The sequence below is a fragment of the Massilia sp. CFBP 13721 genome (assembly GCF_014842025.1).
Taxonomy (GTDB): Bacteria; Pseudomonadota; Gammaproteobacteria; order Burkholderiales; family Burkholderiaceae_D; genus Telluria.
Genome location: NZ_JACYUY010000002.1, coordinates 337,623 through 351,764 on the forward strand (window position 1 = coordinate 337,623; position 14,142 = coordinate 351,764).

The 14,142-nt window shown below is 64.4% G+C and carries 11 protein-coding genes; 8 read left to right on the forward strand and 3 right to left on the reverse strand.

Annotated elements, in window-relative coordinates:
* Nucleotides 1-42: 42 nt before the first annotated feature.
* The 3 genes from IFT60_RS03120 to IFT60_RS03130 all read left to right on the forward strand — a co-directional run bounded on the left by IFT60_RS03120 (nt 43) and on the right by IFT60_RS03130 (nt 2,428).
* Nucleotides 43-432 (forward strand): group II truncated hemoglobin, encoded by a 390-nt coding sequence (locus IFT60_RS03120; protein WP_192049367.1) that lies wholly within the window; start codon nt 43-45, stop codon nt 430-432.
* The gene (locus IFT60_RS03125) at nt 432-1,751 is read left to right on the forward strand and encodes a DNA recombination protein RmuC (RefSeq protein ID WP_192049369.1); all 1,320 of its coding nucleotides are present in this window, start codon (nt 432-434) and stop codon (nt 1,749-1,751) included. Before IFT60_RS03120 ends, IFT60_RS03125 begins: the two co-directional genes overlap by 1 nt.
* A gap of 143 nt (nt 1,752-1,894) precedes the next feature.
* Complete coding sequence (locus IFT60_RS03130) at nt 1,895-2,428, forward strand: REP-associated tyrosine transposase (RefSeq protein ID WP_192049371.1); 534 nt, start codon at nt 1,895-1,897, stop codon at nt 2,426-2,428.
* Between the two features lie 54 nt (nt 2,429-2,482).
* Here IFT60_RS03130 and moeA read toward each other — a convergent pair whose 3' ends face one another.
* From moeA to IFT60_RS03145, 3 genes are all read right to left on the reverse strand, one after another.
* Complete coding sequence (moeA, locus tag IFT60_RS03135) at nt 2,483-4,360, reverse strand: molybdopterin molybdotransferase MoeA (protein WP_192049373.1); 1,878 nt, start codon at nt 4,358-4,360, stop codon at nt 2,483-2,485.
* A 31-nt stretch (nt 4,361-4,391) separates the two neighbouring features.
* Nucleotides 4,392-5,492, reverse strand: a complete 1,101-nt coding sequence (gene moaA / locus IFT60_RS03140; RefSeq protein ID WP_192049375.1) for a GTP 3',8-cyclase MoaA — start codon at nt 5,490-5,492, stop codon at nt 4,392-4,394.
* Nucleotides 5,493-5,670: 178 nt separating this feature from the next.
* Nucleotides 5,671-8,814, reverse strand: a complete 3,144-nt coding sequence (locus tag IFT60_RS03145) for an Rne/Rng family ribonuclease (RefSeq protein WP_192049377.1) — start codon at nt 8,812-8,814, stop codon at nt 5,671-5,673.
* Nucleotides 8,815-9,471: 657 nt separating this feature from the next.
* Between IFT60_RS03145 and IFT60_RS03150 the strand changes: the two genes are divergently transcribed.
* From IFT60_RS03150 to IFT60_RS03170, 5 genes are all read left to right on the forward strand, one after another.
* Nucleotides 9,472-10,452, forward strand: a complete 981-nt coding sequence (locus tag IFT60_RS03150) for an RluA family pseudouridine synthase (RefSeq protein WP_192049379.1) — start codon at nt 9,472-9,474, stop codon at nt 10,450-10,452.
* Nucleotides 10,453-10,672: 220 nt separating this feature from the next.
* A complete protein-coding gene (locus IFT60_RS03155) occupies nt 10,673-11,332 on the forward strand; it encodes an HAD-IIIA family hydrolase (RefSeq protein ID WP_192049381.1) in 660 nt (219 codons plus the stop codon).
* Nucleotides 11,333-11,336: 4 nt separating this feature from the next.
* Nucleotides 11,337-11,720 carry a Rieske (2Fe-2S) protein gene (locus tag IFT60_RS03160; protein ID WP_192049383.1) on the forward strand — a complete coding sequence of 128 codons (384 nt, stop codon included), beginning with the start codon at nt 11,337-11,339 and terminating at the stop codon, nt 11,718-11,720.
* 44 nt (nt 11,721-11,764) lie between these two features.
* The gene (locus IFT60_RS03165) at nt 11,765-12,757 is read left to right on the forward strand and encodes a S49 family peptidase (protein ID WP_192049385.1); all 993 of its coding nucleotides are present in this window, start codon (nt 11,765-11,767) and stop codon (nt 12,755-12,757) included.
* A 517-nt stretch (nt 12,758-13,274) separates the two neighbouring features.
* Nucleotides 13,275-14,142 (forward strand): mannose-1-phosphate guanylyltransferase/mannose-6-phosphate isomerase (locus IFT60_RS03170; protein WP_192049387.1); only part of this gene is annotated, 868 nt, incomplete at its 3' end.

Genomic DNA, 14,142 nt, shown 5'->3' on the forward strand with positions numbered 1-14,142 from the left:
ACGCGTGGGCACGGGGCGCCCACCCTACGGTATGATGCTGCCATGTCCGAGAACCAAACCCTGTACGAAATCATCGGCGGCGAAGCGCGCCTGCGCGAACTGGTCGACCGCTTTTATGACCTGATGGAGCTGGAGCCCGAATTCGCCGGCATCCACGCCCTGCACCCCAAGCCGAACGACAGTTCGCGTGAAAAACTCTTCATGTTCCTGTCCGGCTGGATGGGCGGACCCGACCTGTTCGTCGAGCGTCACGGCCACCCGCGCCTGCGCGCGCGCCACCTGCCGTTCGGTATCGGTACCAGTGAGCGCGACCAGTGGCTGCGCGCCATGGCCTGGGCGATGGAAGACATCGGCATGGACGACGACTTGCGCATGCGCCTGATGCAGTCCTTCTACCAGACCGCCGACTGGATGCGCAACAAGGCCGATTGATGTCCACTTTTCAATTTGCGCTATTGGTTGCGGGCGTCCTGGCCGTGATCGCCTTGCAGGTATTGTTGCTCTTGCGCGGCCGTAGTGACGGCAGTGCGCTCGCCTTTGAACGCCTCGAACGCGAACTGCGCCAGGAGCTGCAGCACAGCGCCCAGGCCACGCGCCAGGAACTGGCCGGGCACATGGGACAGCACCAGGGCGCGACGGTCCAGCAGCTGGAGAGCATGCGTCAGCAGATGCAGCTGCATGCGGCCGGCGGACGTGAAGAGCAGGCGCGCGCATTGAAACGCTTTGCCGACACGCTGCAGCAGACCCTCGGCAACCTGACCGAATCGAACGCCCAGCGCATGCAGGAAGTGCGCGCCACGCTCGAACACAAGATCCGCGACCTGCAAACGGATAACGCCAAGCGCCTGGAAGAGATGCGCCAGACGGTCGACGAAAAGCTTCACAACACGCTGGAAACGAGATTGACCGAATCCTTCCGCCAGGTCTCCGAACGGCTGGAAAAGGTGCACCAGGGCCTCGGCGAAATGCAGCAGCTGGCGATCGGCGTCGGCGATCTGAAGCGTGTGCTCACCAACGTCAAGACCCGCGGCACCTGGGGCGAAGTCCAGCTCGAAATGCTGCTCGAGCAGGTGCTGACGGTCGACCAGTACGCCAAGAACGTCGAGACGGTGCGCGGGACCAATGCGCGCGTCGAATTCGCGATCAAGCTGCCCGGCGTGACCGACGGCGGCGCGCCGCTATGGCTGCCGATCGACGCCAAATTCCCGAAAGAGCAGTACGAACGCCTGCTCGAATCGCAGGACCGCGCCGACGCCGAAGGCGTGGCGAAGTATGGCGGCGAACTCGAACGCGCCGTGCGCAACGAAGCGAAGACGATCTGCGAAAAATACGTCTCGCCGCCGCAGACGACCGATTTCGCGATCCTGTTCCTGCCGACCGAGGGGCTATATGCCGAAGTCATGCGCCGCCCCGGCCTGGCCGACGACCTGCAGCGCACGCTGCGCGTGACCATCGCCGGCCCCTCGACCCTGTCGGCGCTGCTCAACAGCCTGCAGATGGGCTTCCGCACCCTGGCGCTGGAAAAGCGCTCGTCCGAAGTGTGGCAGGTGCTGGGCGCGGTGAAGACCGAGTTCGGCAAATTCGGCGACGTGCTGGCCGCGACCAAGCTGACGCTGGAAAAGGCGGCGAAAAACATCGAGAGTGCCGAGGTGCGCAGCAGGCAGATGGCAAGAAAGCTGAAGTCGGTGGAGGCGTTGCCGAGCGAGGCGGCGCAGTTGATGCTGGGACGAGAAACGGAGATGGACCCGTAGGGTGGGCGCCCCGTGCCCACGCGGAACTCTGCACTGACGCGCCGCTTGCTGGATTGATGACGATGCGTCTCTTTGACGTGTCTCATTGATCGTTCACGACCCGTACTGAACGGCCGTGTGCGCACCCTACAATGCGCGCGACTATGACCCGTTACCGCCGCGCCCGCACTGGTACTACCTACTTCTTCACCTTGGTGTCGTTCCGCCGCCAGCCGATCCTGTGCCTTCCGCCGATTCGGGCCGAATTGCGCCGCGCACTGCAAAACGTTCGCATTACCCGACCGTTTGAAATCGACGCCCTGGTCCTGATGCCTGATCATTTGCACTGCATCTGGACTTTACCAGCCGGCGACGTCGACTATTCGACGCGCTGGTCGCTCATCAAAAATGCGGTTTCGCGCTTTGCCGGCGTGCCGACGATTTCCGCGGATACCACATCACGCATCAAACACCGTGATGCGGCGATATGGCAGCGCCGCTTCCATGAGCATGCAATTCGCGATGAACAAGATTTCGAGCGGCATATGGATTACATCCATTTCAATCCAGTGCGTCATGGACATGCCGCCAGCGCGGCAGCGTGGCCGTATTCGACGTTTCATCGGTATGTGCGGGAAGGTTTATATGCACCGGATTGGGGTGGGACGCAACAGGCGCAGTCGATGTGGGTGGAGTAGGGCCGCGTAATCCGGAGATGTCCGTACGCGTGGGCACGGGGCGCCCACCCTACATCAAACCAAGCCCTCGAACATCAGCACGTCGACCATGTCTCCCGCAGTCACATTCCCCTGCCCATCATGCAACACCACCATGCAATTCGCCTCCGACATCGAGCGCAGGATACCCGAGCCTTGCGAACCGGTGATGCGTACCTGCGGCATGCCGTCCTCGCCTTGCGTCAGCACGCCGCGCTGGTATTCGGTGCGGCCGGGTTTCTTGCGGATGGCCCCAAGCGAGCGCGCGCGCAGCAGGGGCAGGGGGGCGTCGGCGCCCATCATGCGCAGCAGCGCGTCGCGGGCGAAGAAGTAGAACGAGACCATCACCGCCACCGGGTTGCCGGGCAGGCCGAAGAGGAAGGCGCCGTGGCCGTTCGATTGGACGCGTCCAAACGCGAGCGGGCGGCCGGGACGCATGCCGATCTTCCAGAAGGTGACGTCGCCCAGGCGCGCCATGATCTGCCGGGTGTAGTCGGCGGCGCCGACCGAGACGCCGCCCGAGGTGATGATGGCGTCGGCATTCTCGCAGGCGCTGCGCAGCGCTTCCTCGAGCGCGGCCGGATCGTCGCGCACGATGCCCATGTCGATGATGTCGCAGCCGAGGCGCTGCAGCATGCCGTAGATCGTGTAACGGTTGCTGTCGTAGACGCTGCCTTCGTCGAGCGGCTGGCCGATCGAGCGCAGTTCGTCGCCGGTCGAGAAAAAGGCGACGCGAAGGCGGCGCCGCACCGGCACTTCGGCGATGCCGAGCGAAGCGACCAGGCCCAGGTCGGCAGGACGGATCACCTTGCCGGCTTTCAGGGCCGCGCTGCCTGCCTTGAGATCTTCGCCGGCGAAGCGCCGGTTGTCGCCCGGTTTCAACGTACCCGCCGCGATGACGATCGACGCCTTGCCTTCCTCGGCCACGAATTCCTGCGGGATCACGCTGTCGCAGCCGTCCGGCATGACGCCGCCCGTCATGATGCGCACGCATTCGCCCGGGGCCGGCGCCAGGCCGGTCGGCTTGCCCGCATACACGGTGCCGATCACGCTCAGGCGCACCTGGCCGTCGGCGGGGAGGTCGCCGCCGCGCAGCGCATAGCCATCCATCGCTGAGTTGTCGTGCGCCGGCACGTTGATCGGCGAGACGATGTCGCGCGCCAGCACGCGTCCCAAGGCGGCGCGCAGCGCGACCTGCTCGACGGCCTGCACCGGCTGCACGAACGCGCGGATGATGCGCTGCGCATCCTCCACCGGCAGCGCGTCCGGATCGTAGGCGGAGAGGCAGCTGGTCACGTCGGCCAGGCGCGGCGCGCGCGTGGTATCCAGGCTGTGCAACTCATCGAGCGTATTGATGTTGCGGAAGGCGTCGGCATCGTCGAACGGCACCTCGGCCGCCTTGAGGTCCTTGTACCAGCCGTCCATGCGCCGTCCGCCTTCGCGCAGATACGCCGACAGGATCGGCAGCAGCGACGCCTTCACGAGGCAGAACACCGGATGCGGCTGCGGACGCTGGCCGGGTTCCTGGGTCACGGCAAAGGCGAGATCCGCATCCTGCGCGCGCAGCGCTCCCAACAGCCGCTCAGCCAGGTCCGGCGGCAGGAACGGGGAGTCGCAGGGTGCGGTCAGCAGGAGCTCGGTCTGGCAGCGGCGCATGCCGGTTTCCATGCCGGCCAGCGGCCCGGCGAAGCCCGGTAAATCGTCCGGCCACACCGGCACGCCGAGCGCGGCGTAGGTGTCCAGGTTCTGGTTGGCGTTGATCGCCACGTCGGCCACTTGCGGCGCGAGGCGTTCCAGTACGTGGGCGGCCATGGTCTTGCCGCGAAACGGCTGCAGGCCCTTGTCGACCTGCCCCATGCGCGTACCGCGCCCGCCGGCGAGGATCAGTCCACTGATCGATGCTTGTTGTGTCATTGTTATTGTGTGATTAACTAACCGCCTCGCATTATCCACCGATATAGGACATTTCGACCTTGCGCGCCCCTTGCACGCTGCCCTGCGTCTCCACGGTGCGCGTTTCCGAATAGCGGTCCGTGCGCCCGCGCCACAATTGCGCGATCGCGCCGCTGAGCGCCAGGTCGTCGTGGCCGGCGCGCAGCAGCGCGCGCAAGTCGTGGCCGCGGGTGGCGAACAGGCAGGTGTACAGCTTGCCCTCGGTCGACAGGCGCATGCGGCTGCAATCCTTGCAAAAGGCGCCGGTGACGCTCGAGATGACGCCGACCTCGCCGCCGCCGTCGAGATAGCGCCAGCGCGCCGCGGTTTCGCCCGTATAGTTGGCAGCGGCCGGCACCAGCGGCAGCTCGGCGCCGATGCGGCGCACCACCTCGCCCGAGGGCACGACTTCGTCCATGTTCCAGCCGTTGGAGGCGCCGACGTCCATGTATTCGATGAAGCGCAGGATCGTCGGCGAGCCTTTGAAGTGGCGCGCCATCGGCACGATCTGGTCGTCGTTGGTGCCGCGCTTGACCACCATGTTGACTTTCACCGGCCCCAGGCCCACGGCGTGGGCGGCGTCGATCCCGGCCAGCACGTCGGCGACCGCAAAATCGACGTCGTTCATGCGCTTGAAGACGGCGTCGTCGAGCGCGTCGAGCGAGACCGTGACGCGGTCCAGGCCGGCATCCTTGAGCACGCGCGCTTTTCTCGCCAGCAGCGAGCCGTTGGTGGTCAGCGTCAGGTCGAGCGGGCGGCCGGACACCGTCGGCAGGGCGCGCAGCATTGCCACCAGGTGTTCCAGGTTCTTGCGCAGCAGCGGTTCGCCCCCCGTCAGGCGGATCTTCTCGACGCCGTGGGCGATGAACAGCCGCGCCACGCGCGTGATTTCCTCGAACGAGAGCAGGTCGCCGTGCGGCAGATAAGGGTAATCCTTGCCGAAGACTTCCTTCGGCATGCAGTACACGCAGCGGAAATTGCAGCGGTCGGTCACCGAGATGCGCAGGTCGTGCAGGGGCCGCGCCAATGCGTCGCTGAGAATCCCGACGGGCGCCGCCGGCACGGCCAGCATGGGCGCGCGCAGGTCGTGGAGCATGATGATTTTTTCAGACATGCCAATACGATAGCACGAGGGGCGCGCACGCACAGGCGCGGTGGTATCCGAAGGCGTAGGGTGGCCGGCTCCACCCGGCCATTTGATCGGCTCGCGGCCTTGGTGCCGCCCACCTTACGGGTCTACAAAAAAAAGGGAAGCACATGGCTTCCCTTTTTACCGGACTAACCCGCCAGGATTACTGGCGCGTATCGACCTGGATCAGCGGCTCGTCGACCACCTTCGGCGCCGGCTTGCGGGCACGGCCGACGCGGACCGGGGCGGCTGCCTGGGCGGCCGCTTCCTGGGCTGCGCGCAGCTTTTCCGGATCGGTGGCGGCCAGCGTCAGGCCGGCGGCGCCGAGCACCTCGCTCAGGTCGGCCGCGGGCTGTGGCGCTGGCGCTGCCGCGACTGGCGCAGCGGCCTGTGGCGCAGGGGCCGCTGCTTCAGTAGCAGGAGCAGGCGCAGCGGCCGGCGCTTCGGCAACAGGCGCCTTGGCTACTGGAGCAGGCGTGGCCACTGGAGCAAGTGCAGGAGCCGCCGCTTCGACGACAGGCGCCTCGGCAACCGGCGCAACTGCGGCCGGTGCTGCGGCAACAGAAACCTCGGTAACCGGAACCGGTGCGGCCGGCACCGGCTGGGCGGCCGGTTTGGGCTGCGCAGCAGCGATCGAGGCGGCGGTCGGGAAGAACCAGGTTTGCGCGGTCGCTGCCGGCACGCCGAACGACGGCGTCGCTGCCGGGGCAGGCTTTGCCGCCGGCGCTGCAGGAGCGGCAGCCTTGGCTTGTGCCGCTGCAACCGAAGCTGCGGTCGGGAACGGCCATGGCGCCTGCTTGGCGGCTTGCTGGCGTCCTTCGCCACGGCCACGGCCACGGTTCGACTTCTCGGCGGCAGCAACTTTCGCGGCTTCTTCGTCGGCCACCGGCATGAATGCCGGCGTACCGTCGTTGTCGCCCATCTCGCCCGACTCGACTTCGTTACCGTCGCGGTCGCGGCGATTGCGGTTGCGGCCACCACGGCGGCGGCGGCGGCGCGGCTCGTCGCCGCCTTCGCCTTCGATTTCCTCGCCCTGCGGACCGGTGCCGGTCACAGCCTTGACGGCGTGCTCGAGCTGGTCGCCGTGCGGGGTCGTGGTCGACAGTTCCGATTCAGGCATCGGCACGGCGGCTGGAATATTCAGCTCTTCCAGCTTGGCCTCGACCGCCTGCTGGCGCTCGGTGCGTTCGCGCGGCTGGCGCGGTGCGCGTTCCGGACGTTCGCCACGCTCGGCACGTGGCGCCTGGACGGCGGCCTCGGCGCCTTCGCGCGCTTCACGTGGTGGGCGCGGCTCGCGTGGCGGACGCGGTGGACGCGCCGGCTTGCCCTCGAACTCGCCCGCTTTCACCGTCTCGTCGACGCCGTTCCTGGCAGTCGTCGTGTCGCGTTCTTCGCGGTTGCGCTCCGGCTTGCCGCCGCGGCCTTCGTTACGGCCCTCGTTGCGGCCCTCATTTCTTCCGTTCCGGGCGCGCGGACCACGGCCATTGCGCTCGCCGCGCTCGCCTTGCGCCGGTGCCGCCGGCTTGACCGGCTCGGCCGCCACTGGCGCTGGCGCCACCGGTTCCGGTGCGCCGAAGAAGAAGCTCTTCAGTTTGGCGAAGAAACCGACCGGCTCCACCACGATCGGCTGGACCGGCGCGGCTGGCGCTTCCACCGCTTTCACCGGCTTGGCCGCTTCGCTGCGGTCGACCACCGGCGCTGGCTGGGCAGGGGTGATGGTTTTGACCATGGCTTCCTGGCGCGGCTTGGCTTCTTCCTTCTGGCGCTTGCTGTAGGCCATGTCGGTTTCGGCGGTCTCGGCCAGCGTATAGCTGGACGGCGCTTCTTCCAGGCGCGGATCGTCGTGCTTGATGCGCTCGAGCTTGTAGTGCGGGGTGTCGAGGTGTTTATTTGGCACCAGGATCACGCTGATGCGGTGGCGGTTCTCGATTTTGAGGACTTCGCCGCGCTTCTCGTTCAGCAGGAAGGCGGCGACGTCGACCGGCACCTGCACGTGGATCGTGGCCGAGTTTTCCTTCATCGCCTCTTCCTGGATGATGCGCAGGACTTGCAGGGCCGACGATTCGGTGTCGCGGATGTGGCCGGTGCCCGAGCAGCGCGGGCAGGTCACGTGCGAACCTTCGGACAGCGACGGACGCAGGCGCTGGCGCGACAGTTCCATCAGGCCGAAGCGCGAAATTTTACCCATCTGCACGCGGGCACGGTCGTGGTGCAGGGCGTCCTTCAGGCGGGTTTCGACTTCGCGCTGGTTCTTCGCCACTTCCATGTCGATGAAGTCGATGACGATCAGGCCGCCCAGGTCGCGCAGGCGCAGCTGGCGCGCCACTTCGTCGGCGGCTTCGCAGTTGGTGTTGAAGGCGGTGGTCTCGATATCCGAGCCGCGCGTGGCGCGTGCCGAGTTGACGTCGATGGAAACCAGCGCTTCGGTGTGGTCGATGACGATCGCGCCGCCCGATGGCAGCGGCACGGTGCGCGCGTAGGCGGTTTCGATCTGGTGTTCGATCTGGAAACGCGAGAACAGCGGCACGTCGTCGCTGTAGCGTTTTACGCGGTGCGCCATGTCGGGCATCACGTGGCTCATGAACTGCTGGGCCTGCTCATAGATCTCGTCGGTGTCGATCAGGACTTCGCCGATGTCCGGCTGGAAGTAGTCGCGGATCGCGCGGATGACCAGCGAGCTTTCCTGGTAGATCAGGAAGGCGCCCGAGGCCGACTTGCCGGCGCCTTCGATCGCGCGCCAGAGTTGCATCAGGTAATTCAAGTCCCATTGCAGTTCTTCGACGTTGCGGCCGATGCCGGCGGTACGGGCAATCACCGACATGCCTTGCGGCAGGTCCAGCTTGTCCATCGTCTCGCGCAGTTCCTGGCGTTCTTCGCCTTCGACGCGGCGCGACACGCCGCCGCCGCGCGGGTTGTTCGGCATCAGCACCAGGTAGCGGCCGGCCAGCGAAATGAACGAGGTCAGGGCCGCGCCCTTGTTGCCGCGCTCTTCTTTCTCGACCTGCACCATGATTTCCTGGCCTTCGCGCAGCGCTTCCTTGATGGAGCAATTGCGCACGTCGACGCCGTCACGGAAATACGTGCGGGCAACTTCTTTGAAGGGGAGGAAGCCGTGGCGGTCTTCGCCGTAGCTGACGAAGCAAGCTTCGAGAGAGGGTTCGATGCGGGTGATGACACCCTTGTAGATATTCGACTTGCGCTGTTCGCGTCCAGCCGTTTCGATATCGATGTCGATCAGTTTTTGACCGTCGACGATCGCTACGCGCAACTCTTCTTGCTGCGTAGCGTTAAACAACATACGTTTCATTTTTTACTCCGCGACCCGTGGGCCGTTCCAGGCCGCCTTGCCAGGGCGGCGAAAGTACAGGGACGTACGCGGGAGGGGAGAGCTGGAGGGGGTATGCCCGGACGTGCGGCAAGGCGAGGCCAGGGGCTCGCCGCCGCAACAGGGCGCATGGGATCGATCGTCATGCCGAGGGCACGCCGCACCCAGGGCCGCTCATCCCGAGCGGCGCAACATGGTGCAGGCGGTGCGCGCAAAACCAGCCTGACCGTTTACAGCGAACACATTCCAGGACTTCGATGACAGGCGATTTATCAGCCTTGTCTCTCAAGCCTTGTGATGAGGCTTGCAACGGGTCGGGCGAAACGACAAGCGTTATCGACACCATCAACCGGCGAGCCCGCAAGAAGCAGGCTTGCCGGTACTTATCCTTATAGTTCCAATCAATCCAATCCGGCACTCCTGCACGCGATCCGATTACAACTGCGGTGCAACCTTGAACTGCGCAGGAATGTGCGTACACGTTTTTTCCATCGAATTTGCATGCCTGCGGGGCCGATGGAGCGCGCCCCTGTGTAAAATATCGTTTTAATTCTTACACCTGCAGAGGTTTGACCGCCGCCTGTCGATTATATATTCAAAATGAAGGACTTAGAGAGAATTTCTGGGAAGACAATCCAAATGAAGATGCAAAGCGATGTTGTTCCCCCTTCATCACAGGCGTTAGCAGCAACTTTCGTCACGATCACCGAAGAAGAAGCCGGACAGCGCATCGATAACTACCTGCTGCGCGTCTGCAAGGGCGTACCGAAAAGCCACATTTACCGCATCCTGCGTTCCGGCGAAGTCCGCGTCAACAAGGGCCGTATCGACCAGTTGTACCGCCTGGTGGAAGGCGACCTGGTGCGTATTCCGCCGATCCGCCTCGCCGAAAAAACGCATACCGCGCCGGTGCCGGGCGCCGAATTCAGAATCGTCCATGAAGACACCCATTTGCTGGTGATCGACAAGCCGGCCGGCGTGGCCGTGCATGGCGGCTCGGGCGTGTCGTATGGCGTGATCGAGCAATTGCGCGCGGCGCGGCCGGACGCCAAGTTCCTGGAACTGGTGCACCGCCTCGACCGCGAAACCTCGGGGCTGCTGCTGCTCGCCAAAAAGCGTTCGGCGCTGACCAACCTGCACGAGCAGATGCGCGACGGCCATACGGATAAACGCTACCTGGCGGCGGTCGCCGGCGACTGGATCAACAAGCGCCAGCACGTCAAATTGCCGCTGCATAAATTCTCGACCCCGGATGGCGAGCGGCGCGTGGTGGTGCAGGCGGGTGGCATGGAATCGCACACGATTTTCAATTTGCTGCGCAAATGGGAGCATTTCGCCTTGCTGGAAGCGGAACTGAAAACCGGCCGCACCCACCAGATTCGCGTTCATCTGGCTTCATCGGGCTTTCCTATTCTCGGTGACGAGAAATACGGCGATTTCGCCATGAACAAGCAGCTGCAAAAGGCCGATGCGACGCGCGGGGCCTTGCGCCGAATGTTCCTGCACGCCTATAAAATCACGTTCACGCATCCGGAAACAGGCAAACCGATGACCTTGCAGGCACCCTTGCCCGCCGAGTGCGACCGTTTCTTGCTAAGCTTGGGGCAGGCAGTGAATTAATGCACACGCGGATTGGCGCACTGGTGACCTTGCAGGGTGGACGGGTTCCCCGTCCACGCGTTCAGCTATCGGGTGAACATTCGTACGCCAGCACATGTGGCGTTACGCAGCAGCCAACAATCGACGCGTGGACGGCATAGCCGTCCACCCTACGGACAAGCGGGCGGTGAATCGTCCGCCGCGATGAAACAAAAGAGGAGCTGGCTTCAGGCCGGAAGAAATGCCAAGAAAGCAATTTGATCTGATCGTGTTCGACTGGGACGGCACGCTGATGGACAGCACGGTCGCCATCGTCAAGTGCATCCAGGCGGCCGCGCGCGACGTCGGCTTGCCGGTGCCGAGCGACGAGGCCGCCGCCCACGTCATCGGCCTGGCGCTGCCCGAAGCGATGCAGGTGGCGGTGCCCGACATGCCGGCGGCGCTGTATCCGCGCATGGTCGAGCGTTACCGTTACCACTTCCTGACGAAAGACCACGAACTGGTGCTGTTCAAGGGCGTTCGCGAGATGTTGAATGAACTTTCGCAGCAGGGATACTTTTTGGCGGTAGCCACCGGCAAGAGCCGGGTCGGGCTGAACCGGGCGTTGAACGCCTGCGGGCTGCTGTCGCTGTTCGATGCTACGCGTTGTGCCGACGAAACGTTTTCCAAGCCGCACCCGGCCATGCTGCAGGAACTGACGCGCGAACTGGGCCAGGACATGCGCCGCACCGTCATGATCGGCGACACCACCCACGATCTGTTGATGGCAAAAAATGCCGGCGCCGCGGCGATCGCCGTCGAATATGGCGCGCACCCGGTCGACCAGCTGCAAGCCTGCCGTCCGCTGTACTCGGCGAAAACCGCGGTCGAACTGCACGCCTGGCTGGCGGAGTTTGCATAAGCCGATGACTGACGCGCCTCCAGTGCTGATCTGCGATTCCGAGCTGCTCGTCGACGGCGGGGAGGGCGTGCGCTTTCCGGTCGCCGTCTTCGGCGAGGCGGCGACCGGCTTCGTGGTGCGGTATCGAGGCACCGCCTATGCCTACCTGAACCGCTGCGCCCATGTGCCGATGGAACTCGACTGGGTGCAGGGACAGTTTTTCGAGTCGAGCGGCGAATTCCTGATGTGCGCGACCCATGGCGCCGTTTACCGGCCCGAGAGCGGCGTGTGCGCGGGCGGACCCTGCCGCGGCGGCAAGCTGCGTCCGATCGCAGTGCGCGAGGTCGAAGGCAAGGTGTACTGGCAACCGGACGAGCGGGTCGGCGTGGCGGCGGGTAGTGGTGGGTAAATAAAGAAGCATTCCTTTCATTCACGGAGCATCGAGAAAGCGTAATGAGCGACAACATCAAGCACGACGGCGATGGCCACTTTGTCGACAACCCGACGGCCGGCAACTGGGAACGCGAGACGCTCGAAAAGCTCGTGTTCGCCACGATCAAGGAGCGGCGCGCGGCGCGGCGTTGGAGCATTTTCTTCCGGCTCGCCTTCCTCACCGTCATCGTGGTCGGCCTCTGGACCTATTTCGACCTGAGCTTCGGCAGCGACGACGAAAACCTCGGCCGCCACACCGCATTAATCGAAATTAACGGCGAGATCGAAGCAGAAGGCAGCGGCGCCGCCGACAACGTCATCCCCTCGCTGAACAAGGCCTTCGCCGACGCGGGCTCGGCGGCGGTGGTGCTGCGCATCGACAGCCCCGGCGGCAGTCCGGTGCAGGCAGGCATCATCGTCGACGAAATCCGGCGTTTGAAGCGTGGCTATCCGGACAAGCCGCTGTACGTCGTCGTCGACGAAATCTGCGCCTCGGGCGGCTACTACATCGCCGCCGCGGCCGACCGCATTTATGTCAATAAAGCCAGCATCGTCGGCTCGGTGGGGGTGCTGATGGATAGCTTCGGCTTTACTGGCACCATGGAAAAGCTCGGCGTCGAGCGGCGCCTGCTGACGGCCGGCGCCAACAAGGGTTTTCTTGATCCGTTCAGCCCGCAGTCCGACAAGCACCGCGCGCACGCCCAGGAAATGCTCAACGAGATCCACCAGCAATTCATCACCGTCGTGCGCGCCGGACGCGGCACGCGCCTGAAGGAAACGCCCGACATGTTCTCGGGGCTGTACTGGACCGGCGCGAAAGCGGTCGACATGGGCCTGGCCGACGGCTTCGGCACCGTCGACACGGTGGCGCGCGACATCGTCAAGGCCGAAGACATCGTCGACTACACGGCGCACGAGGGCTTGCCGGAACGGGTGCTCAAGAAGTTTGGCGCTTCGGTAGGCGAGGGGGCATTGAAGGCAATGTCGCACACGACACTGCCTAAACTGAATTAACTGAGCTGAATTAACTGAGCTGAACTGATTTTGCTCAATATGTCCTTGAATGTTCCGCAAGATGGTCTATATTGGTTCTTGTAGTTCTTCCAGGAGGGGCAATCAATAACACGTGCCAACCTGTTCGCAGTCGTAAAAAATCTGGTGACACTACCTTCTCCGCATACGTGCGGTTTTCGAGAGAATTAAATTCCTCATAGTAATAACCCTTCCCGGGAACGAAAACGACGGCGCAAGCCGTCGTTTTCATTTGGGGCCAGTGCAGGCGATCCTCGGGACGTCCCATACTCCCTGTCCATATGCTGTGCTGCCAGCTAGGTAGACCTCCGGCAGCCACACTCTTGCTAATTTCCATTTTTCCTTGGAAAGTCCGTTGCCATATAATGACGGGCTGCCGGACCTTGCGGTCGTCGGGAAGATACCCGACATGCGCCCCCAGGATCCTGAACGATCGTCAGCGATCCAATCAATACAGAATCTATCAATCGTCCAGTACCCCTATCAAGAAAGCCAAGGCATGAAAATTTACCCAGTAATTCTCTCCGGCGGCGCCGGCACCCGTTTGTGGCCGCTCTCGCGCGCCGTGCTGCCGAAGCAATTGCTGCCGCTCGTCGCCGACAAGACCATGCTGCAGGACACCGCGCTGCGCGTGGCCGGCCTGCCGGGGCTGCAGGCGCCGCTCGTCGTGTGCGGCAACGACCACCGTTTCATGGTGGCCGAACAGCTGCGCGCGGCCGGCATCACGCCGCTGGGTATCCTGCTCGAACCGGCCGGGCGCAATACCGCGCCGGCGGTGGCCGCGGCGGCGCACTACCTGAAGGCGATCGATCCCGAGGCGGTCATGCTGGTGCTGCCGGCCGACCACGTGATCGAAAACACGGGCGCCTTCAAGGAAGCCGTCGCCCGCGCCGCCGGCCTGGTGGCAGGCGGCGGCCTGGCCACCTTCGGCATCGTGCCGCAGGCGCCGGAAACCGGTTACGGCTACATCCGCCGCGGCGCGGCGCTGCCCGGCTGCGATGATTGCTACCAGGTGGAGCGCTTCGTCGAGAAGCCGGACCTGGCCACCGCCGAAGGCTTTGTCGCCGATGGCGGCTATTACTGGAACAGCGGCATGTTCATGTTCGCCGCCGATCAGTACCTGGCCGAGCTGGCCCGTTTCGCTCCGGCCATTGCCGAGGCCGCCGAAAAAGCGGTCGCCACAGGCTACCGCGACCTCGACTTCTGCCGCCTCGACGAAGCCGCGTTCTCGAGCTGCCCGTCGGACTCGATCGACTACGCGGTCATGGAGCGCACCGCCAACGCGGTCGTGGTGCCGGCCGACATCGGCTGGAGCGACGTCGGCTCCTGGTCGGCGCTGTGGGAAGTGCAGCAGCACGACGAAAACG

Bases quoted from the DNA above. Each gene is read 5' to 3' on its own strand.
- IFT60_RS03120 (WP_192049367.1), top strand. From the start codon at position 43: ATGTCCGAGAACCAAACCCTGTACGAAATCATCGGCGGCGAAGCGCGC.
- IFT60_RS03125 (WP_192049369.1), top strand. From the start codon at position 432: ATGTCCACTTTTCAATTTGCGCTATTGGTTGCGGGCGTCCTGGCCGTG.
- IFT60_RS03130 (WP_192049371.1), top strand. From the start codon at position 1,895: ATGACCCGTTACCGCCGCGCCCGCACTGGTACTACCTACTTCTTCACC.
- moeA (WP_192049373.1), bottom strand. From the start codon at position 4,360: ATGACACAACAAGCATCGATCAGTGGACTGATCCTCGCCGGCGGGCGC.
- moaA (WP_192049375.1), bottom strand. From the start codon at position 5,492: ATGTCTGAAAAAATCATCATGCTCCACGACCTGCGCGCGCCCATGCTG.
- IFT60_RS03145 (WP_192049377.1), bottom strand. From the start codon at position 8,814: ATGAAACGTATGTTGTTTAACGCTACGCAGCAAGAAGAGTTGCGCGTA.
- IFT60_RS03150 (WP_192049379.1), top strand. From the start codon at position 9,472: ATGAAGATGCAAAGCGATGTTGTTCCCCCTTCATCACAGGCGTTAGCA.
- IFT60_RS03155 (WP_192049381.1), top strand. From the start codon at position 10,673: ATGCCAAGAAAGCAATTTGATCTGATCGTGTTCGACTGGGACGGCACG.
- IFT60_RS03160 (WP_192049383.1), top strand. From the start codon at position 11,337: ATGACTGACGCGCCTCCAGTGCTGATCTGCGATTCCGAGCTGCTCGTC.
- IFT60_RS03165 (WP_192049385.1), top strand. From the start codon at position 11,765: ATGAGCGACAACATCAAGCACGACGGCGATGGCCACTTTGTCGACAAC.